Origin of the sequence: Aeromicrobium erythreum (assembly GCF_001509405.1) — a bacterium.
GTDB classification, from domain to species: Bacteria; Actinomycetota; Actinomycetes; order Propionibacteriales; family Nocardioidaceae; genus Aeromicrobium; species Aeromicrobium erythreum.
The window spans coordinates 1738497-1759183 of sequence record NZ_CP011502.1 but is presented as its reverse complement, the minus strand read 5'-3'; the positions used below and the strand labels follow the sequence as shown (position 1 = coordinate 1759183).

Annotated in this window: 16 protein-coding genes; 9 read left to right on the top strand and 7 right to left on the bottom strand. The window is 72.2% G+C overall.

What is annotated here, in order from left to right:
- A complete protein-coding gene (locus Aeryth_RS08255) occupies nucleotides 1-3447 on the top strand; it encodes a proline dehydrogenase family protein (protein ID WP_067861501.1) in 3447 nt (1148 codons plus the stop codon).
- A 4-nt stretch (nucleotides 3448-3451) separates the two neighbouring features.
- On the opposite strand, the gene Aeryth_RS08250 is transcribed toward Aeryth_RS08255, so the two are convergent.
- Nucleotides 3452-4054, bottom strand: coding sequence for a trimeric intracellular cation channel family protein (locus tag Aeryth_RS08250; RefSeq protein ID WP_335338733.1), 603 nt, complete (start codon nucleotides 4052-4054; stop codon nucleotides 3452-3454).
- Nucleotides 4055-4175: 121 nt separating this feature from the next.
- Between Aeryth_RS08250 and sepH the strand changes: the two genes are divergently transcribed.
- A complete protein-coding gene (gene sepH, locus Aeryth_RS08245; protein WP_067857091.1) occupies nucleotides 4176-5180 on the top strand; it encodes a septation protein SepH in 1005 nt (334 codons plus the stop codon).
- Between the two features lie 12 nt (nucleotides 5181-5192).
- Here sepH and Aeryth_RS08240 read toward each other — a convergent pair whose 3' ends face one another.
- Genes Aeryth_RS08240 through Aeryth_RS08225 form a run of 4 tightly spaced genes read right to left on the bottom strand, consistent with a single transcriptional unit; the run spans nucleotide 5193 to nucleotide 10248 of the window.
- Entirely contained in the window at nucleotides 5193-5846 is a 654-nt protein-coding gene (locus Aeryth_RS08240) for a thymidine kinase (RefSeq protein WP_067857088.1), read from the bottom strand.
- Between the two features lie 21 nt (nucleotides 5847-5867).
- Nucleotides 5868-6977 (bottom strand): alkaline phosphatase family protein, encoded by a 1110-nt coding sequence (locus Aeryth_RS08235; RefSeq protein ID WP_067857085.1) that lies wholly within the window; start codon nucleotides 6975-6977, stop codon nucleotides 5868-5870.
- Nucleotides 6974-7546 carry a DUF5998 family protein gene (locus tag Aeryth_RS08230; protein ID WP_067857083.1) on the bottom strand — a complete coding sequence of 191 codons (573 nt, stop codon included), beginning with the start codon at nucleotides 7544-7546 and terminating at the stop codon, nucleotides 6974-6976. Before Aeryth_RS08230 ends, Aeryth_RS08235 begins: the two co-directional genes overlap by 4 nt.
- The gene (locus Aeryth_RS08225; protein WP_067857079.1) at nucleotides 7546-10248 is read right to left on the bottom strand and encodes a bifunctional acetate--CoA ligase family protein/GNAT family N-acetyltransferase; all 2703 of its coding nucleotides are present in this window, start codon (nucleotides 10246-10248) and stop codon (nucleotides 7546-7548) included. Before Aeryth_RS08225 ends, Aeryth_RS08230 begins: the two co-directional genes overlap by 1 nt.
- Nucleotides 10249-10363: 115 nt before the next feature.
- Between Aeryth_RS08225 and Aeryth_RS08220 the strand changes: the two genes are divergently transcribed.
- The 5 genes from Aeryth_RS08220 (at nucleotide 10364) to Aeryth_RS08200 (ending at nucleotide 16586) form a co-directional block, all read left to right on the top strand.
- The gene (locus Aeryth_RS08220; protein ID WP_144433730.1) at nucleotides 10364-10954 is read left to right on the top strand and encodes a hypothetical protein; all 591 of its coding nucleotides are present in this window, start codon (nucleotides 10364-10366) and stop codon (nucleotides 10952-10954) included.
- 130 nt (nucleotides 10955-11084) lie between these two features.
- A complete protein-coding gene (locus Aeryth_RS08215; RefSeq protein ID WP_067857073.1) occupies nucleotides 11085-13553 on the top strand; it encodes a DNA gyrase/topoisomerase IV subunit A in 2469 nt (822 codons plus the stop codon).
- Nucleotides 13554-13557: 4 nt separating this feature from the next.
- Nucleotides 13558-14307 carry an LppX_LprAFG lipoprotein gene (locus Aeryth_RS08210; RefSeq protein ID WP_067857070.1) on the top strand — a complete coding sequence of 250 codons (750 nt, stop codon included), beginning with the start codon at nucleotides 13558-13560 and terminating at the stop codon, nucleotides 14305-14307.
- Between the two features lie 3 nt (nucleotides 14308-14310).
- A complete protein-coding gene (locus Aeryth_RS08205) occupies nucleotides 14311-16095 on the top strand; it encodes an MFS transporter (RefSeq protein ID WP_169795970.1) in 1785 nt (594 codons plus the stop codon).
- The gene (locus Aeryth_RS08200) at nucleotides 16092-16586 is read left to right on the top strand and encodes a beta-class carbonic anhydrase (protein WP_067857067.1); all 495 of its coding nucleotides are present in this window, start codon (nucleotides 16092-16094) and stop codon (nucleotides 16584-16586) included. The genes Aeryth_RS08205 and Aeryth_RS08200 overlap by 4 nt, the downstream gene beginning before the upstream one ends.
- 92 nt (nucleotides 16587-16678) lie before the next feature.
- Here Aeryth_RS08200 and Aeryth_RS08195 read toward each other — a convergent pair whose 3' ends face one another.
- Together Aeryth_RS08195 and Aeryth_RS08190 are read right to left on the bottom strand one after the other, a co-directional pair.
- Nucleotides 16679-17686 carry a DUF1707 domain-containing protein gene (locus Aeryth_RS08195; RefSeq protein WP_067857066.1) on the bottom strand — a complete coding sequence of 336 codons (1008 nt, stop codon included), beginning with the start codon at nucleotides 17684-17686 and terminating at the stop codon, nucleotides 16679-16681.
- 35 nt (nucleotides 17687-17721) lie between these two features.
- Entirely contained in the window at nucleotides 17722-19782 is a 2061-nt protein-coding gene (locus Aeryth_RS08190; protein ID WP_289016631.1) for a DNA gyrase/topoisomerase IV subunit B, read from the bottom strand.
- A gap of 257 nt (nucleotides 19783-20039) precedes the next feature.
- On the opposite strand from Aeryth_RS08190, the gene Aeryth_RS08185 reads away from it, so the two are divergent.
- The gene (locus tag Aeryth_RS08185) at nucleotides 20040-20267 is read left to right on the top strand and encodes a DUF7455 domain-containing protein (protein WP_067857058.1); all 228 of its coding nucleotides are present in this window, start codon (nucleotides 20040-20042) and stop codon (nucleotides 20265-20267) included.
- Between the two features lie 162 nt (nucleotides 20268-20429).
- Entirely contained in the window at nucleotides 20430-20618 is a 189-nt protein-coding gene (locus Aeryth_RS08180) for a DUF6458 family protein (RefSeq protein WP_067857049.1), read from the top strand.
- Nucleotides 20619-20687: the final 69 nt, after the last annotated feature.

Sequence of the window (20687 nt, the reverse complement as noted above, 5' to 3'; positions counted from 1 at the left end):
CTGTCCCGGGAGATGAGCACCTCCGCCGCACCGCCCCCCGACGCCCTGCTCGACGACGCCCCGCTGGACGAGCGAGCCGTCGCGCTCGTGCGACGGTGGGTCTCCACCACCGGAAAGCGGCGCAGCGACCCTGCCGCTCGACGCCTCGCGACGCTCCTGAAGGACCCGGCCGGACTCGACTTCACGATCGGCTTCGTCGACCGCGTCGTCCGACCCGAGGACGTCGACGTCGCGGCCCGCAACCTGCGTGACCTGGCGCGGTCGCTGCCGACGTTCCTGCCCTGGACCCAGCGGTTCCTGCTGCGCCTCGGCGCCGTCGTGTCAGTGCTGATGCCAGGCCTGGTGGTCCGGACGGCACGGGCCACGCTGCGACGCATGGTCGGCCACCTGGTGGTCGACGCACGTCCCGAGAAGCTGGGCCGCGCCATCGCCACGCTGCGTCGGCGCGACGACCGGCTCAACCTCAACCTGCTCGGCGAGGCCGTGCTGGGCGAGGCGGAGGCGGTGCGCCGCCGCGACCGCACCCTCGAGCTGCTGCGCCGCGACGACGTCGACTACGTGTCGGTCAAGGTCTCCGCGGTGGCCAGCCAGCTGTCGATGTGGGCCTTCGACGAGACCGTCGACCGGGTCGTCGAGCGGCTCGAGCCGCTGTACGAGGTGGCCGCCGAGCGTGGCTCGTTCATCAACCTCGACATGGAGGAGTACCGCGACCTCGACCTCACCGTGGCGGTGTTCACCCGCGTGCTCGAGGCGCACCCGCAGCTCGAGGCGGGGATCGTGCTGCAGGCCTACCTGCCCGACGCGCTCTCCGCGATGCAGCGTCTGCAGGGCTGGGCACGGGCCCGGCGCGAGGCGGGCGGCGCCGCCATCAAGGTCCGCGTCGTCAAGGGCGCCAACCTCGCCATGGAGCGTGTCGACGCGACCCTCCACGGCTGGCCGCTGGCCACCTGGGGCAGCAAGCAGGAGACCGACACCCACTACAAGCGGGTGCTGCGCTGGGCGCTCACGCCCGAGCGGGTCGACGCCGTCCGCATCGGCGTCGCCGGTCAGAACCTGTTCGACGTCGCCTACGCCTGGCTGCTCGCCGGCGACCGCGGCGTGCGCGACGCGGTCGACGTCGAGATGCTGCTCGGCATGGACGCCGGCCCGGTCGCCGCGGTCCGCGACGACGTCGGTGCCCTGCTGCTGTACACGCCCGTCGTGCACCCCGACGAGTTCGACGTCGCGATCTCCTACCTCGTCCGCCGGCTCGAGGAGAACGCCAGCCCCGAGAACTTCATGTCGGCCGCGTTCGACCTCGCCGACGACCCCGAGGCCTTCGAGCGGGAGGCGAGCCGCTTCCTCGACTCCGTCAAGGCCCTCGACGACGTCGTGCCCCCGCCGCACCGCGTGCAGGACCGCCGCACCGACGCGACCGACCACCACGTGCACGCGCACACGGACGGCTTCTCCAACACCCCCGACACCGACCCGTCCACGGCGGGCAACCGGGTGTGGGGACGTCAGGCGCTGTCGCGCTCCACGTACACGCAGGTCGGCCTGTCGACCATCGAGACCAACCGGGTCCACGGTCCGGCCTCGCTCGAGACGCTCGTGGTCGGTGCTCGCGAGGCCGGTCGCGACTGGGCTGCGCGGGGCGCCGAGGTGCGCGCCTGGATCCTGCACCAGGCGGCAGCGGCACTCGAGACCCGCCGCGGCGACCTCGTCGCCGTCATGGCCGCGGAGACCGGCAAGACCATCGCCGAGGCCGACGTCGAGGTGAGCGAGGCGATCGACTTCGCCCACTACTACGCCGAGTCGGCGCGTCGGCTCGAGGTGGTCGACGGCGCACGGTTCGAGCCGGTCGCCCTCACCGTCGTCACGCCGCCGTGGAACTTCCCGGTCGCCATCCCCTGCGGCTCCGTCGTCTCCGCGCTCGCCGCCGGCAGCGCCGTCGTCATCAAGCCCGCGCCGCAGAGCCCCCGCTGCGCGGCCGTGATGGTCGAGGCGCTCTGGCAGGGAGGCGTGCCGCGCGACGTGCTGCGCTACGTCACCCTCGAGGAGGGCGAGCTCAGCCAGTCGCTCGTGTCCCACCGGTCGGTCGACCGGGTCATCCTCACCGGCTCCTGGGAGACCGCCGCCCTGTTCCGTTCCTGGCGGCCCGACCTGCCGCTGATGGCCGAGACGAGCGGCAAGAACGCGCTCGTCGTAACGCCCAGCGCCGACCTCGACCTCGCCGTGGCCGACCTCGTGAAGAGCGCCTTCGGGCACGCCGGGCAGAAGTGCTCCGCCGCCAGCCTCGGCATCCTGGTCGGCTCGGTCGCGACGTCCGAGCGGTTCCGTCGCCAGCTCGTCGACGCGGTCACGTCGTTGAAGGTGGGCTGGCCGGACGATCCCGACGTCTCCGTCGGACCCGTCGTCGAGGCACCGACGGGCAAGCTGCTCGACGCGCTCACCGTGCTCGGCGAGGGCGAGGAGTGGCTCGTCGAGCCCCGTCGCCTCGACGAGACCGGTCGGCTCTGGTCGCCTGGCGTCAAGGTCGGCGTCCAGCCGGGCAGCACGTACCACCGCACCGAGTACTTCGGTCCGGTGCTCGGCCTCATGCACGCCGCCGATCTCGATGAGGCGATCGCGTGGCAGAACGCCACCGACTTCGGCCTCACCGCCGGCATTCACTCCCTCGACCCCGACGAGGTCAACCGCTGGCTCGAGACCGTCGAGGCAGGCAACCTCTACGTGAACCGCGGCATCACCGGCGCGATCGTGCAGCGTCAGCCGTTCGGCGGTTGGAAGCGCTCCAAGGTCGGTGCCACGAGCAAGGCCGGCGGGCCCAACTACCTCTGCCACCTCGGCACCTGGCACCGTCGACCCCTGCGCCACGTGCCCGACGACGTGGCACTGGCGCCCGAGGTCGGCGCGCTGCTCGACGCCGTCGCCCCGCACGTGCTCCAGGACCCGCTGGCCCAGCTGCGCGCCGCCGCCGGGTCCGACGAGGTCGCCTGGCAGCGGGAGTTCGGCCGCGAGAAGGACGTCAGCGGGCTGGGCGTCGAGCGCAACGTGTTCCGGTACCGCCCCGGCAGCGTCCACGTGCGGCTGGGCGACGACCTCGTCCTGGCCGCCCGTGTGCTGCTGGCCGCCCGTCGCTCGGGTGCGACCGTCACGGTCTCCTCCCCCGTGCCGCTGCCCGACGGCCTCGCCGACGACCACGTCGTCGAGGACGCGCAGGCGTGGCTGCGTCGGATGGCCGGCGAGCGGCCGGGCGTGGTGCGCCTGCTCGACCCGTCCCTCGCCCGACCGCTCGCGGAGGCCGTCGAGGGCGACCCCGACGTCGCCGTGCACGCCGACGAGGTCACGTGGTCCGGCCGGGTCGAGCTGCTGCCGTTCGTGCGCGAGCAGGCCGTCACGATCACGGCGCACCGCTTCGGCAACCACGACCCCGCCTTCGACCGGGTGCTGCCCCGCTCCTGAGGTCTCAGCCCTGCTGCAGGCCCGGCGGCAGGGGTGCGCGCCAGCCCCGCCAGAGGGCCAGGAGGCGCCAGCCGACGCAGAGCGCCCCGGCGCCGACGTACGCCCACCAGCCGAGGCCGGCCCCGTGCGCAAGGACGGCGAGCAGCGCGCCGGCGAATGCCGGTGTCGCGTACAGCTCCTCGCGGAAGATCACGGGCACCCGCCCGGCGAGCACGTCGCGCAGGATCCCGCCGCCGATCGCGGTGACCATGCCCAGCAGCGCCGCGGGCAGGACCCCGAGGCCGTACTCGGCGGCCTTGACCCCGCCGGCCACGCAGAACACCGCCGCTCCGACCGCGTCGAGCACGGTGATCTGGGACTCCCGGCGTCCGAACGTCGGGTGGAAGGCGAAGACCACCACCGACGCGACGGCCGGCACGAGCAGGTAGCGCCAGTCCAGCAGGGCCGCCGGCGGCACGGCACCGATGAGCACGTCGCGCAGGACGCCGCCGCCGAGGCCCGTGACGAGTCCCAGCACTGCGGCGCCGAAGACGTCGAGCTCCTTGCGGACGGCCACGATCGCGCCCGTGCATGCAAACACCGCGATCCCGACCAAGTCGAGCGTCACGATCCACACCTCGGGCACACCGAGAGCCTAGGACGTCGCCCCGGTGGCGGGCGAGCGTGTCGCCGCAGCGGGGCCTCGACGGACGCCTACGATGGCAGTGCAACCAGTGGGAGGACGCTCGATGCGCGAACTCGGCCCCGATCGGCTCAGCGACGACGGACGGTACCTCGTCCTGCGCGAGCCCGGTCGACCGGAGCTGTTCCGCGTGCCCGTCGACCGGCGGCTCGCCGCCCTCGTCGAGGCCTCCCCCCGTGCCCGGGGCCGTGCCCACGGCCAGATGGAGATCACGATGGAGAGCAGCCTCACCCCGCGCGAGATCCAGACCCGGATCCGGCGCGGCGAGTCCCCCGACCAGGTCGCCGAGTCCGCCGGCGTGCCCACCGAGCAGATCGAGGGCTTCGCGACCCCGGTGCTCGCCGAACGTGCCTACATGGCCGAGCAGGCCCGCACCACGACGATCCGTCGCCGCCACGCCGCCGGACCGGGCGTGCTGCTCGGCGCGGCCGTCGACGAGAGCGTCGCGGCCCAGGGCGGCGTGCCCGAGGAGGCTGCGTGGGACGCGTGGCGACGCGAGGACGGTCGCTGGACCGTGCAGGTCTTCGCGCCCGACGCGCTCGAGCCGGCCCGGTTCTGCTTCGACGCCAAGAGCCGCTACGTCCTGCCCGACGACGAGGCCGCCCGCCTGCTCGTGGGCGACGTCGCCGCACCGGAGGCGACCGACATGGCCATCGCCGACGCGCTGCGTGCCGACGAGGAGCGGGTCGAGGAGCCGACGGCCCCCGAGGCGGAGCCGGAGGAGCAGCTGCTCGTGCACCTGCCCGACGAGGCGCCGCACGCGCTGGTGCACTCGCTCAAGGAGGCCCGCGACCGTCGGGCCATGGAGCAGCTCTCCCTCACCGACGAGCCCGCTGCCGAGCCGGTGCGTCCTGCCCAGCGTCGTGACGAGCCGCAGGGCCGGGACGAGCCCCCGAGCGAGGCACCCGAGCCGGAGGTCGCGCAGGCTGACGACGACGTCGAGGAGCACGTGGCCGTCCCCGACACCGTCGCCCCGCGGGGCAAGAAGCGCCCCGAGCGTCGGCGGGTGCCGAGCTGGGACGAGATCATGTTCGGCGGCCGACCGGAGTAGCGGCCCCGCCGTTCAGGGGAACGGCAGGACGTCCGGCGAGAGCGCCGCGGCCTTGGCCGTCGCTGCGGTCATGCGCCGACGGTGGTGGCGCCGGCACAGCACCTCGTAGCCGACCGACGGGGTCGGTCGGTCGGGGTCGTCGACGTCGCCGACGACGATGACCTCGCCCTCGGTGACCATCACGCCGTCCTCCGTACGGGCGTTGTGCGTGGCGCGCTCCCCGCACCAGCACAGCGCCTCGACCTGCAGCGGCAGGACCCGGTCGGCGAGCTCGACCAGCCGGGCGGCTCCGGGAAAGAGCCGGGTCCGGAAGTCGGTGAGGATGCCGAAGCAGAACACGTCGATGTCGAGCTCGTCGGCGATCTTGGCGAGCTGGTCGACCTGCTCGGGCGTGTAGAACTGCGCCTCGTCGCACACCAGGTAGTCGATGCGTCCGCCGCGGGTCAGCTCGTCGACGACGTGCTCCCAGAAGTGCAGGTGCTCCTCGACCTCGGTGGCCGGCACCGACAGGCCGAGCCGGCTGGAGAGCGTCGCCTCGCCGGCGCGGTCGTGCGAGGCGAAGACGCGTCCGACCCGCCCGCGGGCCCGGTGGTTGTGGTCGAGCTGCAGGGCGAGGGTGCTCTTCCCGCAGTCCATCGTGCCGGAGTAGAAGATCAGGTCGGCCACGGGCTCATCCTCCCAGCGGGGTCACGTCGCGAGCAGCACGGGGATCCGCAGCTCGGCCTCGGTGACCGACCCGTGGAAGCCCTTCATGCGCATCTCGAGCGGGAAGTCGTCGGTGCTGAAGACCCCGAAGTCGCCGAGCGCGGCGACGACGACGTCGCCGACCCGTCCGGCGACCTCCGGAGCCAGGGGGCCGAACCAGTCGTCGAGCTCGTCGCGGGTGCGCACCACCGCCCGGTCGCCGCACGCGGCCCGCCAGCGCTCGGCGACGGCCTCGCGCTCCTGACGCGCCGTGTACAGGTGCCGGAACCGTGCCTCCCCGGCGAGCAGGTCGACACCCTCGAGCAGGTCGGGTCGGTCGGCGACGTCGAACCGGCCCTCGGCCGGCAGGTCGACCATGCCGTGGTCGGCGGTCACGAGGAGCACGGTGTCGTCGGGCAGGAGGTCGCGCAGCTGCGCCGTCTCGCGGTCGACCGTGACCAGCACGTCGCGCCACTCCTGCGACGTCGAGCCGTGCGCGTGGCCCGCGTGGTCGAGCCGCGACTCGTAGGCGTAGACCAGCGAGCGGTCGGCGTCCTCGACGACGTCGGCGACGACGTCGAGACGCTCCCACACGGAGCCGACCCCGTGGAACGGCGCGCCACGCTGGCTGCAGAGCGTGAGACCCGAGCCCTCGAAGCGCGACTCGTTGACGCTGGCGGCGTTCAGTCCCGCCTCATGGAGACGCTGGAGCACCGTGGGGTGACGCTGCCACTGCTGGGCGTCGACCGGCTGGTCCCAGGCGAGGGCGTTGAACCGACGGCCTGTCTCTGGCACCCGTGAGGTGTAGCCGACGACGCCGTGCGATCCCGCGCGCAGCCCGGTGCCGAGCGACGTGAGGCTCGTGACGGTCGTCGACGGCACGCCGCAGACGACGTCGGGGACCGAGGGCAGGGACGACAGGAACGGCGCGAGGTGCGCGTGCTCGCGCAGCAGCTGCTCCCCCATCCCGTCGACGAGGAGCACGACGTAGCGGCGCGCCTCGGGAAGGCCGAGCGTGTCGTGGAAGCCGAGGTCGGGTCCGGCGACGACGGCCGCGGCGGACGTCATGACCTCGTGCAGTCCGTGGCGGCCCGCGGGTCCGGGTCGGCTCATGCGGTGCCGCTCGTGGCGGCCGAGAGCCGCCGCGCGAACTCCAGCAGTCGCTCCACCGCCGCGCCGCCGTCGGCCGCGGAGCTGAGCCGCAGCGAGAAGTCGTCACCCGTCAGGTTGCCGGTGTAGCCGTGGTCGGCGTCGCAGTCGGGGTCGCTGCACTGCGCCGGCTCGAGGTCGAGGTGCGACACGGCACCCCAGCCGATCGTGACCACGGCCTCCTCGAGCTTGCCCGACGTCGCGACCATGCGGGTGACGACCACCGACCGGATGCGGTGGATCGACACCGCCTCGCTCGTGGTGGAGGTGTAGGGCTTCGGGAGCAGGTCGTCCGGCGGGTGCTCGTCGGTGTGCACGAGCACCACGCGCGACGGCGTCATCACCAGGACGGTCATGTGACGGCGGATCTCGTCGCGCTCGAACGTCGGCTCGTGGTGCACGACGTGCGCGAGGACGTCCTCGCCGGCGAGGGCGTCACGGAGACCGGCGGTGACGATGTCGGGGTAGTAGCCGCTGCGGGCGATCTCGGTGAAGACGTCCGAGCTCGGGCCGGCGGGGCGCTCGCGTCGCATCAGGCCAGCGTATCCCTGCTCGGGGTGCTGAGTCGTCGCACGTACCGCTCCTCGCGCCGGTCGGTGGCGGGCACGATCTTGGCGCGCGCGCTGAGCGCCGTCAGCCCGCCCTCGTGGACGAGCACCGGCTCGAGGTCGAGCTCGGCCACCTCGGGGAGGTCGTCCTTCAGCGCCGCCAGCCGCAGGATGACGTCCTGGATGGCGGCGGTGTCGACCGGCTCCGACCCGCGGTACCCGTAGAGCAGCGGCGCGGACCGCAGGTCCTGGATCATCGACTCGGCGTCGACGTCGGTGAGCGGGGGGATGCCGTAGGCGCGGTCGCCGAGCAGCTCGCTCGACGCGCCGGCCAGGCCGAACGACACGAGCGGGCCGAAGAGGGCGTCCTCGGTGACCGTGAACGACAGCGGGATGCCCGCCGGTGCCGACCGCTGCACGAAGAACCGGGTGTCGGCGCGCATACCGGGCCAGGAGGTCAGCTGGTCCCACGCCTCGGTCATGTCCTGGCGGTCCTGGATGTTGCGCCAGATGTGCGCGAGGTCGGGGCGTGCGCGCAGGTGCTCGCTGCCGGCCTTGAGGACGACGTCCCAGCCGAGCTGCTCGGCCGCGGCGATCGCCTCCTCCGGGTCGTGCACGTTGATCCACGTCCACAGGTCGATGCCGTAGCAGGCGAGCAGCGCGTGCACCTGCTCCGTCGACAGGATCGCGCCCCGCGGTGCGTGCGAGAGGACGTCGCGCACGAGCGCACGGGCGTCGCCCGTGCGGATGTCGGTGTGCGCCCGGAACTCGCCGTGGTCGCGGGCGGCCCACTCGGCGTAGGTGACCACGCGGGCCAGGGCGCGGACCGCGGACTCCGGGGCCGGGTACGACGGGACCGAGCCGCGTCCGGCCGAGCCACCCTGCACGTCGGGGACGCGCAGCAGCTCGGGGATGCCCTCGGTGCCGAGGAAGGTCGAGACGATCGGCTTGTCGGACTGCTCGCCGATCGACGCCAGCACGTTCGCGACCTCCTCGCCGGAGGTGTTGAGCGGCGGGATGTAGACGACCATGAGCGCGTCGATGTCGTCGGACGCGAGGGCCGTCTCGATGGCGACCTCGAAGTCGTCGGCGCCGGCGTCGGCACCGAGCGGGACGGAGTCGGCGACCTGCAGGCCGGTGGCGGTGGCCGCGTCGGCGACCAGCAGGCCCATGGCGTCGGAGTTGCCGACGACGCAGATCCGGTTGCCGCGCGGCAGCGGCTGGTGCGCGACGAGCTGCCCGACGTCGAACATCTCCTCGAGCGTGTCGACCTGCACGACCCCCGCCTGGCGGAACATGGCGTCGACGGCCGCCTGCGGCGCGGTGCTGCGCTTGACGGCGTGGCCGACCGGGACGCCCTGCGTCGAGCGACCCGACTTCACGGCGACGACGGGCTTGGACTCCGAGACGCGTCGGGCGATCCGCGAGAACTTGCGCGGGTTGCCGATGGACTCGAGGTAGAGGAGCACGACCTCGGTGTCGTCGTCCTCCTGCCAGTACTGCAGGAGGTCGTTGCCGGAGACGTCGGCGCGGTTGCCGGCGGAGACGAACGTCGAGAGGCCGAGACCACGCCGCGACACCGACTCCAGGATCGCCGTGCCGAGCGCACCGGACTGGCAGAAGAAGCCCACGCGACCCTGGGGCGGCATGGCGGTGGAGAGCGAGGCGTTCAGCTGGACGGCGGGTGCGGTGTTGATGACGCCGAGGCAGTTGGGACCCACCAGGCGCAGCCCGTAGGAGCGGGACAGGTCGAGCAGGGTGCGCTGACGCTGGCGACCCTCCGGGCCCTCCTCGGCGAAGCCGGCCGAGATCACGACGAGCCCGTGCACGCCCTTGGCGGCGCAGTCGAGCACGACGTCGTTGACCGACTCCGCCGGCACGGCCACGATCGCGAGGTCGACCTCGTGCGGGATGTCCTTCACGCTCTTGAACGCCGGCAGGCCCGACACGGCCTCCGCCTGGCTGTTCACGGCGTACACGCTGCCCTGATAGTCCCCCAGCACGAGGTTGCGCACGATGGTCTGGCCGATCGAGCGCTGGCGGCGGCTCGCGCCGACCACGGCGATGCTGCGCGCGGCGAAGATCCGCTCGATCGAGGCGGCCTCGGCACGCTGCTCGCGCGAGCGCATGACGCCCACGGCGGAGTCGGTGGGGTCGATGCGGAACGAGAGCTGCTGCACGCCGTCCTCGACGACGCCCTCGACGGAGTAGCCCATCTCGCGGAAGACCTGCAGCATGCGGTTGTTGCTCGGCAGGACGTCGGCCGTGAACCGCTTGATGCCGCGCTCGCGACCCGCCTGCGCGAGGTGCTCGAGCAGCAGCTGCCCGACCCCGCGACCCTGGTGCGCGTCCTCCACCAGGAACGCGACCTCGGCCTCGTCGTCGCTGGTGGCGTCGTAGCGCCCGACCCCGATGATGTCGTCGTGCAGCGTGAGCACGAACGCGACGCGACGGTCGAGGTCGACGTGCGTGAACCGCTCGACGTCGCGCGCGGACAGGGTCGGGTACGGCGCGAAGAACCGGTAGTACTTCGACTCGTCGGAGACCCGAGAGTAGAAGGCGACGAACGCGTCGGTGTCCTCGGGCGTGATCGGCCGCAACTGCGCGACGCGACCGTCCTTCAGGAGGACGTCGGCGTCCCACGACGGCGGTCGTCCGTCCTCGTAGGTCGTGGGCTCTCGGTGCACTGCTCCAACCTACCGGTCGGCTGCTGCGTCCTCGCTCCACCCGAGCGCCGTAGAGTTCCCACGACGACACGCCGGGGCCGAGGTCCATCAGTGCGTCCCCTACGAGAGGCCGACCGTGACACCCATCGAAACGCTGCGGGTCATGGTGCGGCGAGGGGCCGGCAGCATCGAGCGCGCTCCCGGCTACCGTGAGGCCGTCGCGCAGATCCACCGGAGTCCGATCGACGAGGTCGATCGAGGGTTCCTCGTCGAGCTCTACTGGGCGACGAGGGACCTCTTCACACGCAACCAGGTCCTCAAGGCGCTCGTCCTTCGATGCGAGGAGCAGGACCTGGGGGACTTCTTCCTGGCAGCGATCAAGCGGGAGAAGATGCTGCACGACCTTCGTCTCACGGCGGTCCGCGGGTACGCCGCCCACGCCACCGAAGCAGAGGTCGAGCCATGGATGAAGCGGCTCTCGACGTCGCTCGCGAAGATCCCCGAGCACACGCCCGCAGCCTTCGACACGTACACACCGCTCCTGTCGCCGTTCGGCCTGCCCTACCTCGCGGACCGCTACGGCTACCGGTGCTTCGTCGACACCCTCGCGCAGGTGTGGAGCCAGTACGACGCGATTCCCGCCGAGTACGCACGGTTCAGGCCGACCTGGCGCATCGGCGCGGACGGCACCCTGGTCGACGAGCCGCTCGACGCGCCACCGCGCTGACGACGGTCACCTCGCCCCAGGCGCCGGTGCGGCGTGGCGACGCACCGGGCGCGAGCCGGGCCAGGGATGATGGGTGACGCCTGAGTGGAAGCCGGAGGACTCCGGCTCCTGAGTGATCGAGAGAGGTTGCATGGCCCGCAGCAGCACCCCGAGCCCCCCCGAGGAGTTCGACGAGCACATCATCGACACCGACATCACGGACGAGATGAATGCCAGCTACATCGAGTACGCGTACTCGGTGATCTACTCGCGGGCCATCCCCGACGCCCGCGACGGTCTCAAGCCCGTGCAGCGCCGCACGCTCTTCACGATGGACGACATGGGCCTGCGCAGCGACCGCGGCCACGTCAAGAGCGCCCGCGTCGTCGGTGAGGTCATGGGTCGGCTGCACCCGCACGGCGACGGCGCGATCTACGACGCCCTCGTGCGGCTCGTGCAGGCGTGGTCGATGCGTCTGCCCCTCGTCGACGGGCACGGCAACTTCGGCTCGCCGGACGACCCGCCGGCCGCGATGCGCTACACCGAGTGCCGCATGGACGCCGCCGCGGAGGCCATGACCGCGTCGATCGACGAGGACACCGTCGACTTCCGCCCCAACTACGACGGCCGCGAGCTCGAGCCGAGCGTCCTGCCGGCGTCGCTGCCGAACCTGCTGGTCAACGGCGCGTCGGGGATCGCCGTCGGCATGGCCACCAACATCGCCCCGCACAACCTCGTCGAGGTCGTGCAGGCCCTGCGCCACCTCATCGAGCACCCCGGAGCCGACCTCGACGACCTCATGCGCTTCGTGCCCGGGCCCGACCTGCCCACCGGCGGCAAGATCGTCGGTCTCGACGGCATCCGCGACGCCTACGCGACCGGCAACGGCTCGTTCCGCATGCGCGCGACCACCCGGATCGAGAACATCACGCCCCGTCGCAAGGGCATCGTCGTCACCGAGCTGCCCTACAACGTCGGCACGGAGAAGGTCGTCGAGGCGATCAAGAAGCTCGTGCAGGCCAAGAAGCTGCAGGGCATCTCCGACATCAAGAACCTGACCGACCGTCACAAGGGCCTGCACCTCGTGATCGAGGTGAAGAACGGGATCGTGCCCGAGGCGCTGCTCGAGCAGCTCTTCAAGCAGACGCCGATGGAGTCCTCGTTCTCGATCAACGCGGTCGCGCTCGTCGACGGGCAGCCGCGGACGCTGGGCCTCAAGCAGATGCTCGAGGTCTACCTCGACCACCGCTTCCAGGTCGTGCGCCGCCGCAGCGAGTTCCGTCGGGCGAAGGCGGCCGACCGGCTCCACCTCGTCGAGGGCCTGCTCGTGGCGATCGTCGACATCGACGAGGTCATCCAGCTGGTCCGCAGCAGCGACAACCGCGGCGAGGCGCGCACCCGCCTGATGGGCGTGTTCGACCTCAGCGAGGCGCAGGCCGACTTCATCCTCGACCGGACGCTCGGCAGCCTCACCAGGTTCTCCCGCATCGAGCTGGAGAAGGAGGCCGACGAGCTGCGCGCCACCATCGAGCAGCTCGAGGAGATCCTCGGCGACGACACCGTCCTGCGCGGCGTCGTCTCCGACGAGCTCGCCGAGGTCGCCCAGAGCTTCGGCACGCCGCGCCGCACCGTCCTCCTGGAGTCCGCGGGCCAGACCGTCACCGCCACGGCGTCGCTCGAGGTCGCCGACGACCCGTGCTTCGTGCTGCTGTCGGCGACCGGCCTGCTGGCCCGCACCACCGACGCGACGCCGTTCGGCGACGTCGGGAACCGCGCGAAGCACGACGTGATCGTCTCCGCAGTCGCGACGACGGCCCGCGGGCAGGTCGGCCTCGTGACGCAGGACGGCGTGGTCCACCGGCTCGACGTCCTCGACATCCCCGCGCTGCCGCCGACCGCGTCGGCGCCGCACGTGCAGGGGGGGATCCCGCTGCGTGAGCTGCTGTCGACCCCTGCCGCGCCGATCACGCTGATGTCGTTGTCCGACGACGGGCCCGGGATCGCCCTGGGCACCCGCGCGGGTGTCGTCAAGCGGGTCAAGCCCGACCCCGTTCTCACCCGCGACGCGTGGGAGGTCGTCAGCCTCGCCGACGGCGACGTCGTGGTGGGCGCCGCGCCGCTCGCGACGGGCGAGGAACAGCTCGTCTTCGTCACGTCCGACGCCCAGCTCCTGCGCTTCGAGGCCGGTCTGGTGCGGCCTCAGGGCCGTGGCGGCGGTGGGGTCGCCGGCGTCAAGCTCGCACCCGGACAGCGCGTCGTCGGCTTCGGCGTCGTTGGCGAGGTCGACTCCGCGCACGTCCTCACCATCGCCGGCTCCGGTGACGCGCTCCCCGGCACGCAGACGGGCGCGGCCAAGGTCACGCCCCTGTCGGCCTTCCCGGCCAAGGGACGCGCCACGGGAGGGGTGCGCTGCCAGCGGCTCCTGAAGGGCGAGGACGGGCTGATCCTGGCGTGGGTGGGCGACGGCGTGCCCCTCGCCTGCGCCACGAGCGGGTCGTCGGTCGACCTGCCTGCGGTGGACCCCAGGCGCGACGGCTCCGGCGTGCCCGTGGCCCAGCCCGTGCTGGCCGCCGCGTCGCCCGCGGCACTCCTGCCGGGACTCCCCGTCGTGCGAGACTGACGCCGTGCGCCCTCTCACCCGAACCGCGTCCATCTCGCCGCTCCGGGCGGCCCTGCTGCCGCTCGCGCTCGTCCTCGCCGTGCTGCTCGCCGGCTGCACGGGCGGCGGTGACGACGGCGGCTCCACGGACACCGCCGCCGTGCAGAAGCGGCTCGACGCTGCCAAGAAGACCATCGACGACGCCGAGACGGTCGACGTCTCGCTGACGACGTCGTCGGTGCCGGACGGCGTGTCCGGCCTGCTCTCCGCGACGGGGAAGGGCAATCACTCCCCCGCCTTCGAGGGCGACGTGAAGGTCTCCTCCGGCGGTGCCACGCTGACCGCCAAGGTGATCGCCGTCGACGGCACCGTCTACGCGAACACGGGCATCACGCCGGGCTACCTCACGATCGATCCCGCGTCGCTCAAGGCACCCGACCCGGCGGGCCTGCTCGACCCCGACTCCGGTCTCACGAGCATCCTCGCCTCCACGGAGGACCTGAAGACGGGCGACCAGTCGCGCGACGGCCGCGACGTGCTCACCTCCGTCACCGGGACGCTCCCCGGCTCGGTCGTGGCCGACATCATCCCGTCGGCCTCCCGGCAGGGGACGTTCACGGTCACGTACCGGCTGACGGACGAGGACGAGCTGCGCGACGCCAAGATGACTGGGCCGTTCTACGGCGAGGGCTCGAAGGTCACCTACACGGTCAAGCTCGCCACGTCGGACGAGCCCGTCACGATCACGGCTCCCGCCGCGACCGGCGGCCGCTGACCCGTGGCGGAACCCCGCGGCCCCGGCGACGTCCGGCTGGCCTCGCGCACCTTGCTCGGCCTGGCCGCGGTGGCCATCGCGTTCGCGGCGGCCGACACGTACGTCGTCGTGCTCGCGCTGCCCGACATGATGTCGGCGAGCGGTCTCGACGTCGACGAGCTCCAGCGCGCGGCCCCGATCGTCTCGGGCTTCCTGCTCGGCTACGTCGGGGTGCTGCCCCTCATCGGACGGATCTCCGACCTGCGCGGCCGGGTGCCGGTGCTGCTGGGGTCGCTGGTCGTCTTCGCCGTCGGGTCCCTGGTGACCGCCGCGGCCTACGACCTGGAGACCATCGTCGCGGGACGTCTCCTGCAGGGTGTCGGGGGCGGCGGGCTCATCCCCCCGACCCTCGCGCTGGTCGCGGACCTGTGGCCCCCGAAGCGGCGCGGCCTCCCCCTGGGCGTCGTGGGTGCGGTGCAGGAGCTCGGCAGCGTCCTCGGACCGCTCTACGGCGCGGTGGTGCTGGCGTTCGGGTCGTGGCGTGACATCTTCTGGGTGAACGCCGCCGTCGGCCTGCTGCTCGCCGCGGTCATGCTGCGGCTGCGGGACGCGGCCCCGTCGACAGAAGAAGCTACGGCGACCGACCGTGGTCGCCCCGACCTGCTGGGCGCCGGCCTCCTCGCCCTCTCGCTGCTCGGTCTGTCGCTCGTGATGCTGGAGCCGCAGCGGCTCGTCACCGGCGTCACCTCGGGCCTGGCGTTCCTGCCGGTCACCGGCGACTCGCGGTGGCTGACACCCGTCGCGCTCGTCACCTACGCGCTCGCGGCGCTTCTGCTGGTGCGGCAGGCCACCGCCCGACGGCCGCTCGTGCAGTGGCGCAGCTGGGGCGAGGTCGCGCGCAGCACCGACCTGGTGGGCGCGGGTCTGCTCACGCTGGCGCTCGCCGCCGTCATCATCACGTTCGCCTCGGCCGAGCCCGAGTCGGGCGCGATCTCGCCCGCTGCCCCCTGGCTGCTGCCGGTGGCCGCGGCGGCTGCGGCCGGCTTCGCCTACCGCCAGCGGACCGCCGCCACACCGCTCGTGCCGCGCGGCGCCCTCGCGTCCCGCCCCGCCTGGGGCGCGCTGGTGGTCTCCTTCGTCGTCGGCGCCTCCCTGATCGCGGCGCTCGTCGACATCCCGTTCTTCGCCCGTCTCACCGTCTACCGCGACTCCCAGCTCGACGCCGCGCTGGTGCTCGTCCGGTTCCTCGTGGCCCTGCCCGTCGGCGCGGTGATGGGCGGCTGGCTGCTGCGTCGCGTGCCCGCCGCGTGGATCACCGCCGCGGCGATGCTGATGAGCGCACTCGCCTTCCTGCACATGGCGACGTGGGACGCCCAGTCGCTCGCGAGTGGGTGGGAGACGCTCTCGCTCGTCGCAGCGGGTCTCGGCTTCGGCCTGGCGATCGCCCCGGTGAACGCGGTGCTGCTCGAGCACACCGCCGACGCGGTGCACGGGGTGGCGAGCGCCCTGCTGATCGTGGCGCGCATGGTGGGCATGCTGATCGGCATCTCCGCGCTCACGACCGTCGGCCTGCGCGCCTTCTACGCGGCGTCGGAGAAGATCCCCCCGGCATCGGAGGTGTGCTCGGGCGCGGTCCAGCTGTGCCAGGCCTACCGCGACGAGGTGCGCGACGCCGGGATCGCCCAGCTGCACGCGGTGTTCGTCGGGGCGGCCGTCTGCGCTGCGGTCGCAGCGGTCCTCGCGCTGTGGTTGTTGCGTGAGGCACCTAACAGGCGGGCGCGAAACACCGGCGGTACGATGCCGGTGTGACGGACTTCGACGATCTTCTCGCAGCCAACCGGACCTTCGCCGACTCCTTCTCGCTCACCGGCTTCGACGGCATCGCGCGTGCCGGCGTCGCCATGGTGACGTGCATGGACTCGCGCATCGACCCCCTCGGCATGATCGGCCTCCAGCCCGGTGACGCCAAGATCCTGCGCAACCCCGGCGGTCGCGTCAACGACCCGGAGCTCGTGGCCCTGGTCCTCGGCTCGCACCTGCTGCAGGTCAACCGCGTGCTCGTCGTCGAGCACACGCGGTGCGCGATGGCCTCCTCCACCGAGGAGCAGATCCACCAGCGGGTCTCCGACAGCACCGGCACCGACGCCACCTGGATGTCGATCGGACCGATCTCGGACCAGAAGCGCCAGATCCGTGCCGACGTGCACCGCGTGACGTCGCACCCGCTCATCCCCGACAGCGTCGAGGTCGGCGGCTTCATCTACGACGTCGACACCGGTCTGCTCGAGCAGGTCGTCTGACGACCCCTGCGTCCCCAGGACGACTGCACGACGCCCTCCTCCCGGCCTGGGAGGAGGGCGTCGTCGTGCGGGGACCGTCTCCGCAGCCGTGGTCAGTCGAGGCGGGTGCCGTCGAGGCCGAAGGTCCCGCGTGTGGTCGTGGAGCCGTCGGTGACGTCGACGACCAGTCTCGGCTCGGTGCCGCTCGTGACGACGTGCAGCTGCACGTCCGGCGACGCGTCCGGACCCACCTCGAGCAGCGTCGTCTCCACGATGTCCTGGACCACGGACGGGGCGACGTCGGCCAGGTCGACGGGTGAGGCCGCCGGGTCGAGCCCGGTCGGCTCGCCGACCGGCTCCCACTCGACCCCTCGGAAGACCCACTGACGGGCGGTCGTGCCGTCGACGACCGTGGCGGTGCCGCTGCCGTCGCGCACGTCGTACGTGGTGACGGTCGCCGCGCCGGCGTCGTCGTCGAGGTCCGCGACCTGCAGGTCCCACCACGTCGCGGCGTCGGGCACCGTCACGCCGTCCTTCTCGGTGTAGCCGTCGTCCGCGAGCCCGACGTCGTCGGAGGACCCGGAGTCGAAGCCGTCGTCGATGGAGCCGGCGACGCCGACGAACACCACGACGGCGACGATCAGCGGCACGAGGAAGACCGCGATGACTGCGATGACGCCGCACCCGATCTTGCGCTCCGTCGTCCACCCGCTGGGCTGCGGGCCCGCCGCGGCTCCCGAGCCGGAGCCGCCGTAGGAGGGCGGCGCCCAGCTGGGACCCTGCCCGGCCGAGGCTGGCAGACCTGCCGAGGGAGGCGGCAGGGACGGGGCCGAGGGGGTCGGCAGGTCCCGCGGGGCGACCGGGTCGAGGTCGGCGACCGGGGGCGGCATCCCGAAGGGCGGTGCACCCAGGTCCGGCGAGGTCGGCGTCGGCGGGCGGCTCTCGAGGTCGCGCAGGACCATCGCGAGGTCGCCCTTGGTGGAGGCGGCGTCGATCTGCTCGAGGCGCAGGGCCCGGTCGGCGGCCGTGATGCGACCCTCCGCGTACGCCTCGTCCACCATCCGGCGTGCCCGCCGACGGTCGCCGCGGCTGGCGCCGCTGGGGTCGCTGATGTCGCTCACGGCGGCAGCGTAGCGGGACGGACGTCCGGTTCCGGTCAGGCGTCGATCAGGTCGGAGTCGACGTCGTAGGCGCTCTGCACGATGAACTCCTTGCGCGGCGCGACCTCGTTGCCCATGAGGAGCTCGAAGACCGCCGCGGCCTGCTCGGCGTCGTCGACGGTGAGCCGACGCAGGGTGCGATGGCGGGGGTCCATCGTGGTCTCCGCCAGCTGGTCGGCGTCCATCTCGCCGAGGCCCTTGTAGCGCTGGATGGGGTCCTTCCAGCGGACGTTGCGCCGCTTCAGGTCCGCCAGCGTGCGCTGGAGCTCCGCGTCGGAGTAGGTGTACTGGTACTTGTCCTGCCCCTTCTTCGGGTTCGTCAGCTCGATGCGGTGCAGGGGCGGTACGGCCGAGAACACCCGACCCTGCTCGACGAGCGGGCGCATGTAGCGGAAGAAGAGGGTGGCCAACAGGCAACGGATGTGGGCGCCGTCGGAGTCGGCGTCGGCCATGAAGATGATCCGGCCGTAGCGGGCCTGGTCGAGGTCGAACGTGCGCCCGGACCCCGCACCCACGACCTGGATGATCGAGGAGCACTCGACGTTCTTCAGCATGTCGCCCACGCTGGCCTTCTGGACGTTCAGGATCTTGCCGCGGATCGGCAGCAGCGCCTGGAACTCCGAGTCGCGCGCCGACTTCGCCGTGCCGAGCGCCGAGTCGCCCTCGACGATGAACAGCTCGGTGCGCTCGGCGTCGCCCGCGCGGCAGTCGGCCAGCTTGGCCGGCAGGGCACTGGACTCCAGGGCGTTCTTGCGGCGCTGGTTGTCCCGCTGCTGGCGTGCCATGAGACGGGTCCGCGACGCGGCCACGACCTTCTCCATCACCTGCCGCGCCTTCGCCTTCTCGGCCGCCTTCGTCGACGTCAGGAACGCCTTGAGCTCGCGGGAGACGACCTGGTTGACGATGCGCGTGACGGCCGGCGTCCCGAGCACCTCCTTGGTCTGTCCCTCGAACTGCGGCTCGGCGAGCCGCACCGTCACGACGGCGGTGATGCCCTCGAGCACGTCGTCCTTGACGATGTCCGGATCGCCGGACTTCAGCAGCCTGGTGGTGCGCAGGGTGTCGTTGAAGGTCTTCGTGACGCCCCGCTCGAAGCCCTGCACGTGCGTGCCGCCCTTGGGGGTGGCGATGATGTTGACGAACGAGCGCAGCTCCGACTCGTAGCCGGTGCCCCAGCGCAGGGCGACGTCGACGCCCAGCTCGCGCTCGACCTCCTGCGGCGTCATGTGTCCCTTGCTGTCGAGCACGGGCACGGTCTCCTTGAACGACCCCTCGCCCTGCAGGCGCAGCACCTCGCTGACCGGCTCGTCGGGCGCCAGGAAGTCGCAGTACTCGGTGATGCCGCCGTCGTGCTTGAACGACTCCTCGACCGGCTCCTCGCCCCGCTCGTCGCGCAGCACGATCTGCAGGCCGGGCACCAGGAACGACGTCTGGCGCGCACGGTTGACCAGCTCGTCGTAGGCGAAGGTCGCGGTCTTGATGAAGATCTGCGGGTCGGCCCAGTAGCGGACCCGCGTGCCCGTGACCGTCTTCTTCACGCGTCCGCCCTTGTGCAGCGTGTTGTCGGGCGTGAAGTCCGCGGCGGGGCCCTCACCGGCGAAGACGCCGGGCTCGCCGCGACGGAACGACATCGACCACGTGGCCCCGGACTTGTCGACCTCGACGTCCAGGCGCGAGGAGAGCGCGTTCACGACCGAGGCGCCGACACCGTGCAGACCCCCGGTCGCGTTGTAGGAGCCACCGCCGAACTTCCCGCCCGCGTGCAGCTTGGTGTAGACCACCTCGACGCCGGTCAGGCCGGTCTTCGGCTCGATGTCGACGGGCACGCCGCGGCCGTTGTCGCGCACCTCGACCGAGCCGTCGGCGTGCAGGACGACGTCGATCCGGTCGCAGTGCCCCGCGAGGGCCTCGTCGACGGAGTTGTCGATGATCTCCCACAGGCAGTGCATGAGACCGCGGGTGTCGGTGGAGCCGATGTACATGCCCGGACGCTTGCGCACGGCCTCGAGGCCCTCGAGGACGAGCAGGTTGCGAGCGTCGTAGGTCGACACGTCCAGGACCTCCAGGAGACGTAGGGGGGAATCGTGAGACGTCCGGGCTGCCCGCGTGACGGGCGGACGACGTCCCGCTGCCAGCCTAGTCAGCGCCCCGTCGGTGACCCGTCTGACACGCGGCACGCCGACGTGCGTCCGGGCGTTTGACCCTGCTCGGCAGTATCTATGTCGTATGTCACCTGGGCCTGTGCGGAACAGGCCGCCGTGGTTGGATGTTGTGACAGACGTACCCCCGACGCCGCTGAGGAAGAGAGAACATCATGGCTGCAGTCGCCGAGCTTCCCGGTCTGAACGCGACCGACCGTTGCGACCGGTGTGGAGCACAGGCGTACGTCCGCGTCGAGCTCGCCGGCGGAACCGAGCTGCTCTTCTGCGCACACCACGCCCGCGAGCACGAGGACAAGCTGCGTGAGATCGCCGTGTCGATCCACGACGAGACGGGCCGCCTCGCCGGCGTCCCCGCCTCGGCCCCCGACACCGAGGTCTGAGACCACGGCCGGACGCCGAGGCCTGAGACAGGCTTCGTCCGAGAGCCCCTCGCCGCACTGCGGCGAGGGGCTCTCGTCGTCTGGACGTGCGGGACGAGTCGACGCGTGCCACGCTCGCCGCACCCGGTCGGCAACGCGTCGACCACTGTCCGAGGAGTCCTCATGCAGATCGGTACCTCGCTCTTCCTGCTGGCGGTCGGCGCGATCCTGTCCTTCGCCGTCCAGGACCGCATCAGCGGCGTCGACCTGACGATGGTCGGCTACATCCTCATCGCCGTCGGCGCGCTCGGTCTGGTGCTGTCGCTCATCCTCGGCACGCGCACGCGTCGCGACCTGCCCCCGCCGCGTTGACCGCCCCGCTGACCGTCCCGGTCGCCGCCGGAGGCTGGCCAGCAACCCGAACACGTTGCTAACGTCATC

Coding starts and splice junctions, on each gene's coding strand:
- sepH (WP_067857091.1), top strand. CDS start 4,176: ATGCGCGAACTCGGCCCCGATCGGCTCAGCGACGACGGACGGTACCTC.
- Aeryth_RS08235 (WP_067857085.1), bottom strand. CDS start 6,977: ATGAGCCGACCCGGACCCGCGGGCCGCCACGGACTGCACGAGGTCATG.
- Aeryth_RS08230 (WP_067857083.1), bottom strand. CDS start 7,546: ATGCGACGCGAGCGCCCCGCCGGCCCGAGCTCGGACGTCTTCACCGAG.
- Aeryth_RS08215 (WP_067857073.1), top strand. CDS start 11,085: ATGGCCCGCAGCAGCACCCCGAGCCCCCCCGAGGAGTTCGACGAGCAC.
- Aeryth_RS08185 (WP_067857058.1), top strand. CDS start 20,040: ATGGCTGCAGTCGCCGAGCTTCCCGGTCTGAACGCGACCGACCGTTGC.
- Aeryth_RS08180 (WP_067857049.1), top strand. CDS start 20,430: ATGCAGATCGGTACCTCGCTCTTCCTGCTGGCGGTCGGCGCGATCCTG.